We start from the raw sequence: 18,167 nt of genomic DNA, 5'->3' as shown, positions 1-18,167 counted from the left end.
CCGCAGGGGTCGTGCCAATCGCTCCATACAACCCGCGAAACACTGACCACCCGAAAGATATCGAGTACAGAGTCGAAGACCGCATCACCGAACACAGCGAGGACGTTCAGCTCAAGCAGTCAGTCTTAGACGAGACGTACAACCACCGGACAGGGGTCGAACGGACCAACGACGCAGTCAAGGACTGCGGCCTCGGGCACGTCCGCGCCCGAGGCCGCGTCCACGCACGAACAGAAGTGTTCCTGGCACTGTGTCTCCGGCTCGTCATTGCTATCACCAACTACGAGCGAGGAAACGAACCGGGCTGTGAGAAACTATGAGATGGATTCTATGACACGCTCCTCCATGAGCAAACCCCAGCCGGACGGAGAGAACGACTCTTCCAGTCCAGACGACGGAATCATGAACCTCGCACTCGACGTCGTGAACAGTGTGACCGGTGTATACGGCGGTATCTCAACTGCTGTGATCAAGTACGCACTGAACGCGGATTCGAACGGCGGCATCACCGTAGATTACAACTCGGGGTATTCAAACGGCGGTGACCAGGAACAGTACTATTGGGACCTCCCTCTCGAACAGAATGACGAGGAGGGTAACGTGAACTTTCCCGACCAGACGGATAACATCGCCGGTGCGAGCTTCAAGGTCGAAAACGGAATGGTGTCTGGGTGGACAGCACAGATCGAGACACGTTCTCGATTCGAGTTCGGCTATCTCGACTATCGGACCGGGAGATGTCCGTGTGATGTTGCACCGACAGTGTTCAAGACCACGAAGACAGGATTGGTCAGCAATATCGTGGAGTACACCAGCGTCGAGACTTGAACAGGGTCAAGAGCGGGCGTATATCACAAATTCAGATGTTATTACAATGGTGATGAATACACAAAATCGAATGGTTGGAAGACGAACGCTGTTATCGAAGGCGGGTTCAGTAGCATTGGTCGGAGTACTTGCTGGCTGTACCACCGGCGACGAGCCTGCGAATCTGTATGTAGAGAACGTCACTATGGAGAAGACGGACGCGAACATGATTCAGGTTCGTGTTCTCATCCGGAACGACGGCGAGTCTATCGGCGAGTCAACAGCGATGGCGAAAGTTGAAACGAGTGGGTCGCTCGTTGGACAGGAAGAGACCGATTTCTCCGTCGCCCCTATTAGTCAGACTGTTCCTGTTTTCACGTTCGACCCAGCCACCGACGGTCCGGTTTCGCTCTCGGACTACACCGCTTCAGGCAAGATCTCGGGCGGAGGGTGGGTCACTGCGAGCGAGTCTTCACCCGGGGAGTAGCTAGAACGTCGTCCCGCCGCGCTGGACCGCCGACACATCGCTAGCTGGGTGACGTGATTTGGCAATCGTCCGCCCGACCTGCGGCGGGTACAGCTCCTCGATGCCCTGCTCGCGGAGCTGGTCGACGAATGCCTCGGGCACCCCGGGCACGTCCGCTGGCTTCATCTACCCTCCTTTGGCTCCTGCCGTGGTTTGAACTGTCGTGTTCGGGTGGTCGGCCGGTCGGTCTGTTTGTGTGTCGCAGCGTGACACACCGCCCCCAGTCCTTTATTACGCGCCGTACAGGTATCGCGTAGAGCGTTTCATGACTCGCCGGCATCTCGGCCGTCCGGTGTTCGACCCCCGCTCGCCGCCTGCTTCTGTGCGGGCCCGATAGCCGCAGCACTCGGGTTCGCCTCGCTACACTCCGTAGCCGCAGTGTCCCACTCGAACACAGACACAGATGCCGACAGGCTCCGAGTCGCCGCCGTCGAGCGGTGACTCACACGACGCCGAATCGCAGACAGACCAGGAATCGCCTGCCGACCACGAATCACCCACAGCCGGCACAGCACCGACCGACAGCCAGCCCTCGCTCTGGCGCAACCGCGACTTCCGGCGATTCTTCGCCGGGCAGTTCGTCACCAACGCCGGCGACAGCCTCTACACCGTCGCCGTCCTCTGGCTCGTCTTCGGGCTGAGCGGTTCGACGGTCCTGACCGGCATCGCGAACTCGATGCTGTTGCTCCCGTGGCTCCTGCAGATACTCGCGGGCCCCGTCGTCGACCGCCTGCCGCTCAAGCCCGTGCTCGTGGGCTCGCAGGTCGTCCAGGGCGTGGTCGTCCTCGTGCTCCCGCTCGCGGCGGCGACGGGGAACCTGACCGTCGGGGTCATCCTCGCCGTCGTCCCGCTGCTGGTGCTGTCGACGCTGGTGATGGCACCGATGCAGACGACGCTGCTTCCCCGTATCGTCCCCGAGACGCGGCTCTCGAAGGCCAACTCCGCGCTCGCGACCGTCACGCTCGGGCTGGACATGGTGTTCGACGCGCTCGGCGGCGCGTTCATCGCCGTCTTCGGCGCGACGACGCTGTTCCTGTTCGACTCGGTGACGTTCGCACTCGCCGCGCTGCTGTTCGCCGGTGTCGGCATCGGGCGGGACGACAGCGACGACGGGCAGCCGAGCGAGGTCGAGGACGACACCGACGAGTCGGTCCTCGGGGCCTACCTCGACGACCTCCGTGCGGGTATCGACACCCTCCGCGGCAGCGTCTTCGTCGAGCTGATACTGATGACGGCTGTCGCCAACTTCGCCGTCGGCGTCACCCTCGCCATCCTACCGTCGTTCGGCGACGGCCTCGGCGGCCCCGCCGTCTACGGCCTGCTGCTCGGCGCGCTCGGCATCGGCCGGCTCGCGGGCTCGGTCGTCGCCCCCTACCTGGAGGACGTCCAGTACGGGCGACTACTGCTCGTCGGGCACTCGCTCGGCGCGGTCTGCTGGCTCGCCGCCGTCTACGCGCCGACGCCCGCGCTCACCGTCGTCCTGTTCGGTCTCTCCTGGGTGCCCGCCGGCGCGAGCGGCGTGCTCACGGCGACGCTGAACCAGACGGTGTTCCCGAAGGAGCTGCTCGGCCGCGTCTCCTCGGTCAAGGGGACCGCCTCGGGCGCGACGCTCCCGCTCGGCTCGCTCGTCGGCGGCGTCGTCGCCGCGGTGCTCGGTACCCAGACGACGATGGGCCTGGCCGCCTTCGGCTTCGGCTTCACCGGGCTGTACACGCTGCTCCGTCCCCGGATTCGCGGGCTCCCGTCCGTCGCGGACGCCGACCCCGCGGCGTTCGACGTGACGACGGCGGGCGACGGCGACGGGGGGTAGTCCCCTCCCGCCGACCATCCCACGGGTTTTCCTCGCTCGCAGTCGAATCCCCTCCCATGCCGACGCTCGACGACGCGGTCGACATCGGGCCGCTGACGCTCCCGAACCGGCTCTACCGCGCGCCGTTGCTGGAGTGTGCGGGCACCGGCGACGGCGCGGTCGAGGCGCTCATCGACGACCTGGAACCGGGTGCGGCGGCCGGTGCCGGCCTGCTCTGCCAGGGCGCGACCATCGTCCGCGGGGAAGGGGGGTGTGCCGCGCCGGGGATGACCCGGGTCCACGACCCCGAGTTCGTCGCCGAACTCGAGCAGCTCACCGACCGGATTCACGCACACGGGAGCCACATCTTCTGCCAGCTGGAGCACGGCGGCCTGCGGAGCATGGAGACCTGGCACGCCGGCTACCGCGCCGAGCATCCCGACCTCGAACAGCTCGCCGTCTCGCGGCCGCCGTGGCAGCTCCGGCTGCTCGACCGGCTGGGGTTCCTCGAGTTCTCGCCGCACGTCCTCTCGACGCAGGCGGTGCGCGAGCTGGCGCGTGACTTCGCCGTCGCGGGCGCTCGGGCCATCGACGCCGGCTACGACGGCGTCCACGTCGCCGGGGCGAACATGGGCATCGTCCAGCAGTTCCTCTCCCCGTTCTACAACCGACGCGACGACGAGTTCGCGGACGGCGTGCGGTTCCTGGAACTGCTGCACGACGAGTTCCGCGAGCGGGCCGGCGACGCGCCGCTGGTGACGAAGGTGCCCGTGGAGACGCCGAGCCCGCCCGTCGTCCGCCGTCGCATCGACGCCGACGACGCGGTCGTCATCGCCGAACGCCTCGCGGAAATCGGCTACGACGCGCTCGCGCCGGTCGAGACCTCGGTGGTATGGGACATGAGCATCGTGCGCGGCGAGTACCCCGCCAGGGCGTGGGACGAGTCGTCGCTCCAGCCCGCGTACCACGAGGCGTTCGGGGGCCGACTCCGCACCGGGGCGGTGAAGGTCGGGAACCGGGTGGAGTCGCTGTTCTACGGGTTCGACCCGGCCTGGAACGCCGGCATCTCCCGCCGTATCCGTGACGCTGTGGACGTGCCGGTCATGCTGGAGGGCGGCATCCGGGAGCGCGGTCGCATCGACCGGCTGCTCGGCGAGTCGTGCGACCTCGTCGGCATGGCGCGACCGTTCTACGCCGAACCGAAGCTCCCGGCGCGGCTGCTCGGCGGGGTGCCGCCGGAGACCGCCGCACTCTGTGAGAACTGCAACAACTGCACCGTCCCGCAGGTCACGGACGAACCGGGCCGATGTCGCACGCCGAGCGTCGTTCGCGAGCGGGCCCGTCGCGAGCGCGGCGGCACGTACGAGACCGGCCGCTGAGGCAGTCGCACCCGGAATATCCCGGGTGAAGCCACGTGAGTGGCTACAAACCTTATGATAGTGTAGTCCGCAAGGTCGTGTACACCAGTCACATGGGGTCGATTCCAGTGCACGGGTGGCACGACACGGGGGTTCGATAGAGCATGACTCAGTGTAACGTCTGCATGGACGACATCGACGAGGAGGCAGAGACGCACATCGAGGTCGTCAAGCCGATGGAGTACAAGGGCTCGACGCAGCAGATACGGCACTACTACTGCAGCATCTCCTGCCTGCTCGAGCAGGCGCAAGGCTGAGGCGTCCTCTGGTACGGGTCAGGGGCCAGTGACGAGTCCGTCGGTGAGCCTGCCGAGCGGTGCCTCGACGGTGTACGAGGGCGTCGAGAGCGTCAACACGGTGTCGTCCGTGATGTCCGCGAAGCGGACGTGGACGGTGTACGACCCGTCCGCGGCGATGGGTGCGGCCTCGTCCTGGTCGGACTCGAGGTCGCGGACCCAGGCCATCTCGCCGGCGTCCGCGGGGTCCGTCTCGCCGGTGATCTCGTAGAACGCGGTGCTCGACTGCCCGGTGACCGGGTAGCCGCGGTCGACCCACTCGAAGAACCCCTCGTCGATGACGGAGACGTTCGAGTAGCCGTTCTTCTGGAGGTGTGCGGCACGCAGCGAGGAGAGGTGGTGCGGACAGCCGCAGTAGCAGACGATGCGAGTGTCGGTCGGCCAGTCCATCACGGGGTCCCCGGGGCCGCCGGGGTTCGACGCCGGACTACTCACGGCCCCGACGATGTGGGACTGTTCGTACTGGCCGGTCCCGCGAGCGTCCACGAACCGGGCCGCGTCGTCCTGGAACCACTCGTACGTCTTGCCGACGGGTGTGAGCGTGATCGTCTCCCCGTCCGCCACCGTCACGTTTCCGTTCCCGCCGCCGAGACAGCCTGCGAGAGTGGCCGCACCGAGTGCAGCCGAACCCGCGAGGAACGTACGTCGTCGCATGGGCGTCGCTAGGCACCCGTCACGAATAGCCGTGTTGGTCTCCTCTGCCCCCTCTGTTTCAACTGGAAAGCGAACGAATGGACTGTGGTTCGGGCCCAGTCGATCCATCCGAACCGCTCGTGCTGGCCGGCGATGCGCACGTGACGCCGGGAGCCGCCCTGTCGCCGACCAACCCATGCTGTCCGTGAGCAGTTCCCACGATAGCTTGATACGGCCACCGGGGGAACCGGTGTGGCGTGTCCACGACCGACGCGACCAGCGACGACGGGCCGTCCGAGGGACCAGCCGTCTCCAGCGAGCGAGCCCGCTGGGGACTGCTCCTCGGCGCGAGCGTCATGTCCGTCTCGCTCGGGGCCTACGAGCTCGCGCCGGCGAGCGTGACGACGCTCATCCGGCAGTCGCTCGACATCGGCCCCTCCGCGGCCGGGCTCATCGTCAGCGTGATGTTCGGCACCGCCGTCGTCGCCAGCATCCCGGTCGGCGTCGTCCTCGACCGGACGAACTCCCGGCACGCGGTCGCCGTCGCGGTCGGCCTCCTGCTCGTCGCCGGCCTCTGGGGCTGGTACGCCGCGACCATCGAGTCCTTCGCGCTGGTGCTCGCCTCGCGCGTGCTCGGCGGGCTCGCCTACGTCGTCGTCTGGAACGCCGGCATCGACGTCGTCGGGCGGTCGTTCGAGGCCGAGCGCCAGGCGACCGCCGTCGCGACGTTCACCGCCAGCGGGCCGGTCGGCTTCGCCGTCGGGCAGGCCGCCGCACCCCTCGTCGCCGAGACGTTCGGCTGGCCCGCCGTCTTCCCGGTGTTCACCGCGCTCTCGCTCGTCGGCCTCGCGCTGTTCTGGCCGACCAGCCGCGGGAGCGGCCGCGCGAGCGACACGCCGACGCCCACGTTCGCGGACCTCTCGCGGGTCGTCACCGACCGGCGCGTCTGGCTCGTCGGCGTCCTCGGCTTCCTCGGCTACTCGCTGTACCTGTTCGTCAACAGCTGGGCCCCGTCCTACCTGACCGACGAACTCGGCCTCACGCTCGTCGCCAGCGGCGCGCTCTCGGCGCTGTTCCCGGCTGTCGGGGTCCTCTCGCGCATCAGCGGCGGCGTGCTCTCCGACCGGCTGTTCGGGGGTCGCCGTCGCCCGGTCGTGCTGGCCTCCTTCGTCCTGGCGACGCCGGCCGTCGCCGCGTTCACGTCCCTCCGCGGCGTGCCGGTCGTCGTCGCCGCGCTGTTGGTCGCCGGCTTCGCCATCCAGCTCTGTCTCGGACTCGTGTTCGCCTACGTCCGTGAGCTCGTCGAGCCCGCCGTCGCCGCCACCGCCGTCGCCTTCCTGACGAGCATCGGGCTCGCCGGTGCGTTCCTCGCCCCCATCGTCGGCGGCGCGCTCATCGATGCGACGAACTACGGGACTGCCTTCCTCGGCGCGGGCGCGCTCGGACTCGTGGGCATCGCCGTCGCCTGGTTCGCGCCGGAGCCGTAGGCCCGGGCTGCCCGTGTTGTCGGGCCCCCGGCCGGCCGCCCGGTAACGGCCGGAGCCGTCTCACGAACGCCCCCGACAGCTCGACCGGCGGCGGACCCGGTACCGGCGGTGGCTCACTTCGAGCGGTCGTCGCCCTGGAGCGGCAGGGCGTCCTGGAGCTGCTCGACGCGAGCGACGTTCTGGATGTCGTCGAGGGTCAGCTGTCCGGGGTCCGTCGCGCCCTCCCCCGTCGCGACGCCGCTCGTCAGGATGCTCCGGACGCCGTCCTCGATGGTCATATCGATGTCGTAGACGTTCTCCCGCGGGACGTACGTCAGGAAGCCCCCGGTGACGGGGTTCGGTGCCATCGGGATGAACAGTGTCACCATCTCCTCGTGGTCGGCGGCGTCCTCGACGCTCGCCGGTGCGCTGCTGGTCTCGAAGCCGAGGACGTACATCTCGTCGCCCAGACAGCGGACGAGCTTGATGTCCTGGAAGTTCTCGGCCGAGTCGTCGAGCATCACGTCGCCCATCCGCCGGAAGCTCTTGTAGACGGTCCCCACGCCCGGGATGGAGGAGATGGTGAGGTCGACGTACCGGATTATCCGTTCGCCGTACCGGTTGTGCCCGACCGAACCGACGACCAGGACGATGAGGAACAGGATGCCCAGCGCGATGATCTCGGTCAGGAAGTCGAAGACGAACCGGTAGACGTTCAGCTCGATGAGCAGGCTGACGACCTCGACGCGCTCGAACCGCTCGATGATGCCGAAGTACTGCAGGAAGAGGATGAACGGGTCGAGCGCCTTGCGGACGAAGCTGACCGCCAGCTGGACGACGTACAGCGTGATGACCACGGGGAGGATGATGGCGATGCCGGTCAGCACGACGTTCCAGAAGTGGTTGTAGATCGCGCTCACCGTCCGCAGTACCGGTCCGCCCGACGGCTCCTCGACATCCGTATCGTCCATACTGGTCCGGTAGAGTCCCGGGGCGGCCATAAAACACTTCCCTCGGTATCGTCCGGACGCCGTGGGCCGCTGACGCGTCCGTCGAACGGCGGCCGCGACGACCGACCCGGTCCCGCGCCGGGTACGTGTGTACCTCCAAGCTATTTGCCGGTGCGGGATGACCACGCGCCCATGCAACAGCTCTACATCGCCGCTGGTGCGGCAGCGGTCGTGCTCCTCGTCGCCGTCGCGGCCGTCCTCCGGCGACGCGGCAGCGACGACGCCCGCGCCTCCAAGCGGGCCCACGAAGCGGCCCAGCAGCGCGACGCACCGGTCGACATCGGCGACACCGTCGAGTTCGGCATCACCGAGTTCAGCGACCACCACTCCGGCGAGCGCGTGGCGGTCGGCAAGGTCGAGGGGTTCGTCGTCTTCGCCGAGGACGTGCCCTCGGGCGCTGCCGTCGGCGACGTGGTCCGCGTGAAGATCACCTCGTTCAACCGCGGGGGCACCTCGGCCGACGGGACCGTCGTGGGGTAGGGCTCACCGGCTCGGGCCGCCGACGGTGTCCGTCGCCCACTGCCGCACCCGCTCGACGCTCCCGACAGCGGCCAGCTGGTCGGACCAGGTGAGGTATCCGACGACCGCCCAGAGGAGTGTCTGTGGCTCCCCCAGGAGCCGGAGGAGTGCCTGCTGGGGAATGGCGAGCACGAACGCGAGCGTCCGCCCGGACTGGAACAGCACGTCGGACCCACCGAGCAGGAGCGCGACGCCGGTCCGGCACCGGCGGCGGTCGAGGAGTTCAGTCCCGGTGACGGGTAGTCCGGACCGACACCGTTATTTTCTGACGACGTGGAGTGGAACTATGTTCGAAGCGCCTTCTACGCTCCCGCCGGACCGGGAGCAGGAACTGGCGGCCTACCGGGAAGAGCTACGGTTCCGTTCGCTCGACGCCGTCGAGGCGCTGCTCGCGGATGTCGAGTCGGACGCCGCCCGGGAGCAGGTCTACGAACTCGCCTTCGACCCGAGCCGGGCGCTCCCGAAGCGCAGCCAGCGACCGAAGCTGGAGACACTGGCACTCGCCGAGCAGCTGTACCTCGCTCACGACCCCGACGGGACGGACCTGGCGACGGTGTGCGAGTTCACCGTCGCCGTGACGGAGTACTACGACATCGCGGACGACCTCGTCGATGGCGACGTCGCGCCCGAGGACGAGGACTGCGTGTTCCTCGTGCTGCAGGTGCTCCTCTCGCTGTTCGTGGAACGACTGGGTCGACTCGGTGGCGACGTCGTCGCCTACTGGTCTCGGCGAGCGCGGCGGTTGACCGGCGCGCCCTTCGGTGAACGACGACAGGAGCCGTCGCTGGCGGCGTACCTGGACATCCTCGACCTGCAGGCCGGCCTGTTCGGCTTCGTCACGGGGGTGAGTGCGCTGGCGGCGGGCGCGGCCGACGACGCGGTCGCTCGAGCGGAACGGGTCGGCCGCCGCTACTATCGGTGCGAGCAGTTCGTCGTCGACTGTAGGCAGCACGGCCGCGAGGCCGGCGAGCCGTGGAACCTCTACCGGTTCGTCGACGCGGACGAGGCGGCGTCGCTGCTGGCGGCGGAACGGTCGGCGCTCGCGGCCCACCTCGAGGGGCTGCCGGCCGAGCGCCGGGAGCGGATTCGCTCCCTGTTCGCGGTCGACGTCGCGGCGGTCCACGAGCGTCACCACGGCTGAGTCTCCTCGGACGGAAGACGTGTCTTCCTTCCAACTGCTCCGGTAGAAGTTAGAACTGCTAACCGGAGCGTTCGTCAACCTCCCGCCACGGAGTGAAGTTCGACCTCTACCCGTCCCAGCTCGACCGGTGCCCGAGACGTTCGCTGACTACTACCGGTACCTGCTGTAACGGCGCGGGGAGCCGCCTGCGAGCGGTCAGTTCAGTCGCGTCGCTTACCAGCCGCCACCGCCGCTGTCGTCACACTCGTCGGCGTCAGGACACTCGCCGCAGATGTCCTCGGAGTCGACGCAGGTGTTCGAACACGGCGTGTCACCCTGCGTCCGGATGACGTACGGGTCGATGCGCGGGTTCGTCGGGTCACAGATCGCCTGACACTTTTCGCCACTGCAGCCCTGCGGCGAGACCTCGCTCGTCGTGGTGTCGTTCGACGGGTCGACGAGGAACAGGCCGTCGCCGGATCGCTCCTTCGCCACGGCGAACGCGACGTCGACGTCGGGCAGGACGTGGAAGTCGATGTCGTGGGAGTCGGTGGTCGCGTACGCCTGCAGATGGGCAGTTTGTTGGCCGGTCGCCTCGTGGACGTCGCCCACCGTCGCGACCTTTCGGTTGTTGGACATCGTGGCCGACGACGCGGGGTCCTCGATGGACGCGAAGTCGGAGAGGTCGGGGCTGGAGATGAACCCCTCGTCGGCGAGCGCGCGCAGCAGCGCCTCGGCGTCCTCGTCGAGGGCCTCCTGTACCGACGCCTCGTCGTACTCCTTCGGGATACGGCGTTGCGCTTCGAGGCGCTTGCGACGCAGTTCGATGGACTGCCCCGAGCTGTTGGCGGCGGCCGTCGCCGGAATCGAGGCGGCCCCCACCGTCCCGGCAGTTCCCTTGAGTATCGCACGTCTGGACGTGTCGGACTTTTCTCCGTCTACCATCAATATAAAATCTAAACCGCAAGTAGTTAAAAGTTTTTATTTAATTATATTTGATGATTGGGTCCCACATCTGGACGAATACGGCCTTCCGAGATATGATATTGGAATTTAAAACCCAGTCCGCACTCAGGTTAGCGGTCCCCGAAACGGACAAGCGACTGGTCGGTGTCGCCGCTGGCCGTCCCGACGTCGCCGAGCCGGAGCAGCAGTGTGTCGTCCAGCACGGCCGGCCCACCGACGGGGTCTCTGTCGAGACCGCGTGACCACAGGGCGTCGAGCGACGACCGGTCGAGCGCGGTCAGCGCCGGGTCGGGCGTCGCCGCGTACAGGCGATCACCGCCGACGGAGAGGCCGTCGACCGACGCGGCCGTATCGGTCTCGGCGAGCGGGTCGCCCGTCCCGACCGCCAGCGCGGTGATCCCGTCCTCGCCGCCGACGAAGACCCTCCCGTTGGCGGCCGCCAGCGCGGTCACCGCCCCAGTGTCGGCGTCGACCGTCCAGGCCGGCTCGCCGGACCGCCGCATCGCGACGACGCGGCCGTCGTCGGTGCCGGCGACCACGGCAGACCCGACGGCCATCGCGTCGGTCGTGAACGACGCGTCGAACTCCCGGTGCCAGCTCCGGCTGCCCTCGACGGCGTCCAGCGCGAACAGGTACGACCCCGTCGCGAACGTGGCTAGCTCCCCCTCGACCGCCAGCGAGCCGACGCGGCCGACCGTCTCGTACGTCCAGTGCTCGGTGCCGTCGCCGGCGTCGATGGCGCGTATCCACTGCCGATCGAACCCGGAGACGTAGAGCACCCCGTCGACGAGCGACGCCCGCATCGACGGTGCGCCCGGGAGCGACGCGGTCCACTGCTCGGTCCCGTCCCCGGCGGCCCGCCCGACGACCACGCTCCCCTCCCCGCCGGACCGGGTCAGGCAGTGGACGTCGTCGTCGACCGCGAGGACGAACTCGCCGCGGCCGTCGACCGTCGGCGCGGTCGTCCGCTCCCCGGTCGCCACCTCGACCGTGTGGGTCACCGAGTCCGCGGGGGCGTACTCGAACGCGAGGCTGTCCGTGACGACCGGGTCGACGAACGGTCGGGTGCCGACCGACCGCTCCCAGACGACGGTCGGCTCGGCTGTCGGCCCGCCCGTCTCCGTCCGTCGCGTGTTCTCGGCCGTCCGGTGGTGGCATCCCCATCGGCCGTCGACTCGCTCGTCGGCACGGTCCTCGCGGGGGGCGTCGTCGGACGAGCCGAGGCCCGTACAGCCGGCCGTGGTGGCGATGCCACCCAGGACGGCCGCGCCGAGGACCGCGCGACGGGAGACACCGGTCATCGTCGCTCTCTCGTGCGTCCGGCCGCTGCGACCCCGGTCGGCCCGCACCACCTCGTCGCCCGATCGGGACCGAGGGGGACCGTCCGGGTCCGCATCCGGTCGACGCGATCTCCAGTCATGCTCGTCGGGTTTTCGGGACTTCGCATATATATTCATTTCTTATACGTCCGAGAAGTATTCTCTCCACGAGAAATGAAATTATCGCCCGGTTAGCCTCTCCTTTCCAGCCGAGGTGGTCGAGACAGAGAGGTCGAGCGCCGGCGCTCCCGCTCCGGGCACGCCGATAGGGTCACGTTTTTGATTATACGGCCGGAACCGGCCGACGATGGAGGTGACGCGACGACGGCTGCTGGGAGTGCTCGGCGCGACCGCCGGTGCGGGAGTCGTCGGGTACGCGCTCGACGACGGTCGCGGTTCGGTGCTCCGCTTCGGTGACGGGGTCGACGCGGACACGCGGGCGCGCTGCCGGCGGGTCGAACGCCGAATCGGCGACCTCGTCGGGCGGCGGCTCGACGCGCCCGTCCACGTCCGGTTCGTCGACCCGGGAGCCGGTGACGTGGCGGGGGCATCGGATGCGACGGGCCGGTTCGCCAGCGCCGTCGCGGCCGCACAGGCTATCGACGGGGTGACGTGGCCGTCGTCGGTCCCCGCACGGCTCGCGCGGTACGACGGCTCGACGCGTACCGTCTCCTTCCTCGACCCCGAGGAGCTCGACCTGTCGCGCATCGCCGACCGGTACGACGTCGTGCTTCCGGACGGGGACTGGTACCCTCACGACCCCCTCGTCGCACACGAGCTGACTCACGCGCTCCAGGACGGGCTGGTGGGGACCATCGACCCGGCCGACGCCACGCGCGACGCGGCCGCGGCGTGCGAGACGGTCGTCGAGGGGACCGCCGACTACGTCGCCGGGCTGTACCGGGCGGCCTGCCGGGACGGCCGGTACGACGACTACCGGCTCGGTCCCGGGGGACGGCTCCACCCGGACGCGCCGCTGTTCGTCGTCGCCGGCGACAGGCCACGCTACGTGAACGGGCGGGTGTTCGCCCACGAACTGGTGCGCGAGGCGGGCTGGGACGCGCTCTGGCGTGCCCACCGCTCGCCGCCAGCGACGACGGCCGCGATCACCTACCCGACCCGGTTCCGCAAGGGTGGCTCCACCCCGGTCGAGCCCGCACTCGCCGCCACGGGGGCGGACTGGCTCCCCATCGGGCGTGACCGCCTCGGCGTCGAGGGGCTCTACACACTGCTGTACGCGCTGGGCCAGGTCTCGTTGGACGACGAGGCCGCGCAGGTCGACCCGGACGTGACCGCGGCGACCACCTTCCGGTACGCCTTCCGGACGACGCTCCTGCGCGACTGGCTCGGCGACCGGCTGGCAGCCTACGGCTACGTCGACGACCTGGACCGGTTCGGCTACGAGTGGCGGACCGTCTGGCGGAGCCCGACCGCTGCGGCGCGCGTCGCCGCGGCCGTCCGCGACGGCTTCGCCGCGCGGGGACGGTCGGTCGACGACGGCTGGCGCGTCGCCGACCGCGTCGTCTGGGTCGAGCGACGGGACGACGGCGTCTCCGTTCGGGCCGCGCCCGACCGGGCGGCCGTCGGCGACCTCTTCGCGTCCGGCGACGTTCCCGAGCATCGACCGGCTGGCCGCCGACGCTGACGCCGACGGCGACCCGCGACGAGCTCGAGGAGCACGACCTCGTCGACGCGCGGTCGTCGGCGAGAAACCCGTCGCCGTCGCGTACTCCCTCACCGAGCGCTGGGACGAGGATGTCCAGCCGCGCTGGCGGCCACAGCGCCCGTTGCGACCCGCGCCTGAGACCCCGTCACTCGCGCCGGAGTGCCGTCGCGATGGCCGCCAGCTCCGCCTTCCTGAACGCGCTGCTCGCCCGTTCCGGGTCGTCCTCCGGGAGCTCGCCGACCTTCCAGAGGATTCCCGCTCGCATCCGCGACTTGGACGGGAGCGACCCCGCGCCGATGTCGTAGTCCACGGCCTCGCAGATGGCGGCGAGGGCCTCCTTGGTGAACGCCGTCGATTCGACTCGCTCGTATCGCCCGACTGCCTCCCGGATCTCGTCCCGGAGGTCGTCGACAGTTTTCGCCATACGCATCGGGGGTGGCGTGGCGTGCTGTATGTTCCGGTGGTGTCGCCCCGGACCGGCTGCCCGTCGCGGACTGGCCATCGCCGCCGCTTCGCGAGTGCGGACGGATTCGACAGCGGACAGCAACAGTCTGCTCGCTGTCTGCTCGGAACTGAGGCCCGTTCCCGGTCCGGCCTACGCGACGGCCAGCTCACGGTCGAACCAGCCGTCGAGCAGTTGCAGCAGGACCGTCGCGAACTGCGTCCCACTGCTCCAGAGGGCGTGTTCCTCGTCGAACTGCTCGATGCCGGCCCCGAGGACGCTGAGCAGGATGGTCTCCCCATCGACGGCGAGCAGGCGTCCGCCCTCGACGTCGTCGACGTAGGAGCCGTCGAGGGGCCAGCAGTCGACGTTCGGAAGCGACTCCGCCAGGGCCAGTACGTCCGGGTCGCGACTCACGACGACGACCCGGACGCCGTCCGTGGCGACCCCGGCGAGAGCGTCCCGAACCGCCGTGGGGAAGAGCTCGACGGACGCAGTGCCGAAGACGACGCGGTCGTCGGCCTCGTCGAGCAGGTGGGTGACGCGACGGGTCACGCTGTCCCGTCCCCGAAGCGTCCAGATATCCGCCGACGCGTCCGACTGGTCCTGGAGGGAGTGCTCGACCGCGGCGAGGTACTCGAACGCACGACGCTCGTCGTCGCGCCGCCGCTCTGCCAGTTTCTCCCGGGCCTCGCCGGGTCCGACGGTCCGAAACTCGATGGGTGTCGCCCGTTGCTCCTCGATGAGCCCACGCTCCTCCAGCGACTCGGCGGTGGTGTACACCTGCGACCGAGGGACCTCGGAGACCTGGGCGATCTCGCGGGCGGTGCCCGAGCCCAGCTTCTGCAGGGCGACGAAGACGCGAGCCTCGTAGCTGGTCAGGCCGAGTCGTTCGAGCGCGTCGACCGCCGCGGACTCGGACCCCATCGGCTCAGTCCTCCGCTCCCGGTGCGGCGGTCCCGACAGGTGCCTCGGCCTCAGCGGCCGACTCGCCGACATCGGGCCCGACGTAGCGCGTCCAGACGACGAGCAGGCTCGGCAGTACCAGCACGCTCGCGAGGAACGCGTAGATGATCGTCAGCCCGGTGATGATGCCGAACTGCTGGAGCGGCGGCAGGATGGCGAAGCTGAGCACGCCGAACCCGCCGACCGTCGTCGCGGCCGAGCCGAGCAGCGCGCCGCCGGTGCCGGTGATGGTCGTCTCCATCGCGTCCCACATCGAATCGGCGCGTTCGAGCTCCTGGTTGTAGCGCTCGCTGACGTGGATGCTGTAGGCGACCCCCAGCCCGACGGTCAGGCTGGTGATCATCCCCGTCATGATGTTGAACGGGATGTCGAGCAGCCACATCGTCCCGAGGATCCACGTGACGCTGAACACGACCGGCACCAGCGTCACCGCCCCGAGGAGGGCGCTTCCCTCGGTGATGCGGTAGGTGAACATCAGGAACGCGAACACGGCGACGAGCGTGATGAGCAGGCTCTCGATGACCGTATCGAGCAGCTGGTCGGAGACGATGTCGAACAGTATCGTCTGTCCCGTGGCCGTCGCGGTCAGCTCCGAGTCGGCCTCGATGCCGTCGGCGAGGGCGCGCATCTCGTCGGTGGTCTCGCCCATCGACGCGGTGCCCTGGACCGAGATGACCATCCGGACGGCCTCGTAGTCGCCGCCGTCGGTCCGGTGGATGACGCCGGCCGCCTGGTCGGGCGCGACGGCGAACAGCTCGGCGTAGACCGCGTCGACGTTCCGGTCGGGGACGCCGTCGCCGTCGGTGTCGGCGGCCGCCAGCGTCGCGTTGAACGTCTCGTTGTTCGCGGCGACCTGCTCCATCACCGAGAGCGGCCCGCGGATGTCGGCCTCGCCGTTGGAGAGCACTTGCACGACGCCGCTGTCGCTCTCCTCCGCGGTCCGCTGGGCCCGTTGGAGCTGTTCGAGCGTCGCGGCCGAGGCGACGTCGCCCTCGACGAGGAGTTGTGCCTGCGAGTCCTGCCGCAGGAAGTTCTCGTTGACGTAGTCGAGGTTCGCCTTGGCGTCGTACTCGCCGGGCTTGAACGGCTCGGGGAGGTCCTTCGTCCAGTCCGGCGGGTCCTCGGCGAGGAAGTCCTCCTGGTTGAACGTCGTGTCCACCTGGCTCGCGCCGTACGCGCCACCCGCGCTCAGCAGGACGGCGGCGACGATGACGACGTAGGGTGCCTTCCGTGCGGCGGTCTCGCCGACCGCGAGGACCTGACTGAACCGCCCGCCGCCGGTCCCGAAGGCCTCCTTCCGGCGGTCCCAGCCGAAGCGGTCCTCGAGCAGGCCGTCGACCTCGATCTTCAGCGCGGGGACGAGCAGGCCGAAGACGACGAGCGCGGCGCTGATGCCGACGGCGCTCGCGATACCGAAGTCCTGTATCGGCGGGACCGGGCTCGTCAGGTTCGAGAGGAACCCGATGACGGTCGTCGCCGTCACCCAGACCAGTGCGATGCCGACGCCGGCGAGGGCGACGCGCATCGCGCCGGCGACGCTGCTGGGCGTGTTCTCGTTCTGGCGCTCCTCGCGGTGGCGCATGAAGATGTGGATGGCGTAGTCGATGGAGAGCCCGATGAGCAACACCGGGACCGCGATCATGATCTGGTTGAACGAGATGCCCAGCCAGCCCATCGCGCCGAACGTCCACGTCAGCACGACGCCGATGCCCGCCAGCCCGAGGAGGATGTCGATGACGTCCCGGTAGGCGACGGCGAGCGCGATGACCACGAACAGCAGCGCGAGCGGGCCGACGATGGCCAGCGAGTCGGTCATCGACCGGTTGATCTCGTCGGAGATCTTCCCGGTGCCGAAGACGATGACGTCGTCGGCCGCTACGTCGGCGTTCGCGGCGACGGTCTCCATCGCGAGCTGCGAGTCGACGAGGCGGTCGGAGGCAGCGCCGGCCGACATCTCGGTGGCCGTCGTCTGTGTCACGACGAGCATCGTCGCGTTCACCGAGGTGTCGCCGGGCTGGTAGTAGTTCGGCATGAACGCGAACGCCTGTCCGCCGGACTCGGAGCCGAGGACCAGCCCGATGGTGTCGTCGACCTCGGACTCGTTCATCGCCTGCAGCGTCTCGAGTTGCCGGTCGAGCGTCGGGTCGCTCGCGTTCTGTAGGTCGGCGTTCAGCGACCGGAGCTCGGCACCGAGCTCCTGCAGCTGCTCGCCCTGTTCGCGGAGGTCGGCCTGCCGTTGCTGGAGCGTCTCGCGCTGGGACTGAAGCGTCTCGAACTGGTCGGCGAGGACGCCCCGGGTCCCGAGACGGTAGGCGGCCTCGGCGGCGCTTCTGTTCTCCGCGCTCCGGAGCTGTTCGACCGCGCGCTCGAACGTCGCGTAGTCCTCGTCGGTGAACTCGACGGGGGTCGCCGAGCGAACGGACGCGAACGTCTCACGCACTGACGCGTTCGGGTTCGCACGGAGCGTGTCGAGCGCGGCACTGAGCTCCTCGGTCGTCGCGTTGAGCGTCGCGGCGCGCCGTTCCAACTCGGCACCGTCCGCACGGAGCGAGGCGCGCTCCTCGCTGACGGTCCGGTTCAGCCGCTGGAACTCGGCGTTGGTGCGCTGGAGCTCCGCCCCGATGTCGGCCCGGATGGCGGCCGTCGCGACGATGTTCGGGATGCCGACGATGGCGTTCTGCTCGACGAGCGTCTGGTTTATCGTCGCGTTCCGCCTGAACTCCTGCTGGAGTTCGAGGACGTCGACCATCGTCTCCTTGTCGAGGACGTCGTCGTCCCGGACGATGAGCTGTGCCGAGGTCGTGTTCTGGTTGCCGGTGGAGAAGTTGTCGTTGATGTACGTGAGCTTCTGTGACTCCTCGGTGTCGCTCTGGAACTGGTCGAGCGAGGACGACTGGTCGAGGTTCATCACACCGGCCCCGAAGGCGACGGTGAGGACGAGCATCACCGCGATGAGGATGCGCGTGTTGTCGGTTATCGCCCCGACGAGACGGTCGGTGCGACTCATCGCGACCCTCCGTCGGGCGGTGTCTGTAGGGTAGTACTGACGGTGTTCATCAGCCCTGACTAACTAGTCAGTACATATAACTCTATCGCGATTGACTGAACGGTTAGTCAACACCGAAAAGCCTACACTAACTGAACAGTCAGTTACCGTGCTGGCCGCACACCACCCTGCCAGCACTGCGTCGACAGACACGTCTCGCACCCCACGTGTCAACCGG

Annotated in this window: 19 protein-coding genes; 10 read left to right on the top strand and 9 right to left on the bottom strand. The window is 68.6% G+C overall.

Annotation, left to right across the window (positions count from 1 at the left end):
• From BLT27_RS16275 to BLT27_RS16265, 3 genes are all read left to right on the top strand, one after another.
• Positions 1 to 320, top strand: a 320-nt coding sequence (locus BLT27_RS16275; protein WP_139172316.1) for a transposase, incomplete at its 5' end; no start/stop codon positions are given.
• A 25-nt stretch (positions 321 to 345) separates the two neighbouring features.
• Entirely contained in the window at positions 346 to 828 is a 483-nt protein-coding gene (locus BLT27_RS16270; protein ID WP_089735796.1) for a hypothetical protein, read from the top strand.
• 184 nt (positions 829 to 1,012) lie between these two features.
• Positions 1,013 to 1,294: a hypothetical protein gene (locus tag BLT27_RS16265; RefSeq protein ID WP_089735794.1), complete on the top strand. Its 282-nt coding sequence runs from the start codon at positions 1,013 to 1,015 to the stop codon at positions 1,292 to 1,294.
• On the opposite strand, the gene BLT27_RS19930 is transcribed toward BLT27_RS16265, so the two are convergent.
• Complete coding sequence (locus BLT27_RS19930) at positions 1,295 to 1,459, bottom strand: hypothetical protein (protein ID WP_175526495.1); 165 nt, start codon at positions 1,457 to 1,459, stop codon at positions 1,295 to 1,297.
• Between the two features lie 277 nt (positions 1,460 to 1,736).
• On the opposite strand from BLT27_RS19930, the gene BLT27_RS16260 reads away from it, so the two are divergent.
• From BLT27_RS16260 to BLT27_RS19925, 3 genes are all read left to right on the top strand, one after another.
• Complete coding sequence (locus tag BLT27_RS16260; protein ID WP_089735792.1) at positions 1,737 to 3,143, top strand: MFS transporter; 1,407 nt, start codon at positions 1,737 to 1,739, stop codon at positions 3,141 to 3,143.
• Positions 3,144 to 3,199: 56 nt separating this feature from the next.
• Positions 3,200 to 4,501, top strand: coding sequence for an oxidoreductase (locus BLT27_RS16255; protein WP_089735789.1), 1,302 nt, complete (start codon positions 3,200 to 3,202; stop codon positions 4,499 to 4,501).
• 143 nt (positions 4,502 to 4,644) lie between these two features.
• A complete protein-coding gene (locus BLT27_RS19925; RefSeq protein WP_175526494.1) occupies positions 4,645 to 4,797 on the top strand; it encodes a hypothetical protein in 153 nt (50 codons plus the stop codon).
• Positions 4,798 to 4,815: 18 nt separating this feature from the next.
• On the opposite strand, the gene BLT27_RS16250 is transcribed toward BLT27_RS19925, so the two are convergent.
• Entirely contained in the window at positions 4,816 to 5,490 is a 675-nt protein-coding gene (locus BLT27_RS16250) for a rhodanese-like domain-containing protein (protein WP_089735787.1), read from the bottom strand.
• 236 nt (positions 5,491 to 5,726) lie between these two features.
• Here BLT27_RS16250 and BLT27_RS16245 point away from each other — a divergent pair, with 236 nt between their 5' ends.
• The gene (locus BLT27_RS16245) at positions 5,727 to 6,956 is read left to right on the top strand and encodes an MFS transporter (protein ID WP_245707822.1); all 1,230 of its coding nucleotides are present in this window, start codon (positions 5,727 to 5,729) and stop codon (positions 6,954 to 6,956) included.
• 113 nt (positions 6,957 to 7,069) lie between these two features.
• On the opposite strand, the gene BLT27_RS16240 is transcribed toward BLT27_RS16245, so the two are convergent.
• Positions 7,070 to 7,906: a DUF502 domain-containing protein gene (locus BLT27_RS16240; RefSeq protein WP_089735785.1), complete on the bottom strand. Its 837-nt coding sequence runs from the start codon at positions 7,904 to 7,906 to the stop codon at positions 7,070 to 7,072.
• Between the two features lie 171 nt (positions 7,907 to 8,077).
• Here BLT27_RS16240 and BLT27_RS16235 point away from each other — a divergent pair, with 171 nt between their 5' ends.
• Positions 8,078 to 8,425, top strand: a complete 348-nt coding sequence (locus tag BLT27_RS16235; RefSeq protein ID WP_089735783.1) for a TRAM domain-containing protein — start codon at positions 8,078 to 8,080, stop codon at positions 8,423 to 8,425.
• Positions 8,426 to 8,428: 3 nt separating this feature from the next.
• Here BLT27_RS16235 and BLT27_RS16230 read toward each other — a convergent pair whose 3' ends face one another.
• A complete protein-coding gene (locus BLT27_RS16230; protein WP_089735781.1) occupies positions 8,429 to 8,629 on the bottom strand; it encodes a hypothetical protein in 201 nt (66 codons plus the stop codon).
• Positions 8,630 to 8,750: 121 nt separating this feature from the next.
• Between BLT27_RS16230 and BLT27_RS16225 the strand changes: the two genes are divergently transcribed.
• Positions 8,751 to 9,605: a hypothetical protein gene (locus tag BLT27_RS16225; RefSeq protein ID WP_089735779.1), complete on the top strand. Its 855-nt coding sequence runs from the start codon at positions 8,751 to 8,753 to the stop codon at positions 9,603 to 9,605.
• Positions 9,606 to 9,818: 213 nt separating this feature from the next.
• On the opposite strand, the gene BLT27_RS16220 is transcribed toward BLT27_RS16225, so the two are convergent.
• The gene (locus BLT27_RS16220; RefSeq protein ID WP_089735777.1) at positions 9,819 to 10,529 is read right to left on the bottom strand and encodes a hypothetical protein; all 711 of its coding nucleotides are present in this window, start codon (positions 10,527 to 10,529) and stop codon (positions 9,819 to 9,821) included.
• A gap of 131 nt (positions 10,530 to 10,660) precedes the next feature.
• A complete protein-coding gene (locus tag BLT27_RS16215; protein ID WP_175526493.1) occupies positions 10,661 to 11,851 on the bottom strand; it encodes an outer membrane protein assembly factor BamB family protein in 1,191 nt (396 codons plus the stop codon).
• Between the two features lie 325 nt (positions 11,852 to 12,176).
• Here BLT27_RS16215 and BLT27_RS16210 point away from each other — a divergent pair, with 325 nt between their 5' ends.
• Positions 12,177 to 13,514, top strand: coding sequence for a hypothetical protein (locus tag BLT27_RS16210; RefSeq protein ID WP_089735773.1), 1,338 nt, complete (start codon positions 12,177 to 12,179; stop codon positions 13,512 to 13,514).
• Between the two features lie 166 nt (positions 13,515 to 13,680).
• On the opposite strand, the gene BLT27_RS16205 is transcribed toward BLT27_RS16210, so the two are convergent.
• From BLT27_RS16205 to BLT27_RS16195, 3 genes are all read right to left on the bottom strand, one after another.
• On the bottom strand, positions 13,681 to 13,959 hold the full coding sequence (locus BLT27_RS16205; RefSeq protein WP_089735771.1) for a hypothetical protein: 279 nt from the start codon (positions 13,957 to 13,959) through the stop codon (positions 13,681 to 13,683).
• Positions 13,960 to 14,130: 171 nt separating this feature from the next.
• Positions 14,131 to 14,904 carry a TrmB family transcriptional regulator gene (locus BLT27_RS16200; RefSeq protein ID WP_089735768.1) on the bottom strand — a complete coding sequence of 258 codons (774 nt, stop codon included), beginning with the start codon at positions 14,902 to 14,904 and terminating at the stop codon, positions 14,131 to 14,133.
• Between the two features lie 4 nt (positions 14,905 to 14,908).
• Entirely contained in the window at positions 14,909 to 17,950 is a 3,042-nt protein-coding gene (locus BLT27_RS16195) for an MMPL family transporter (RefSeq protein ID WP_089735766.1), read from the bottom strand.
• Between the last annotated feature and the right edge of the window lie 217 nt (positions 17,951 to 18,167).

The organism is Haloarchaeobius iranensis (genome assembly GCF_900103505.1).
Taxonomy (GTDB): Archaea; Halobacteriota; Halobacteria; order Halobacteriales; family Natrialbaceae; genus Haloarchaeobius; species Haloarchaeobius iranensis.
This window is presented reverse-complemented; position numbering and strand designations above follow the sequence as displayed.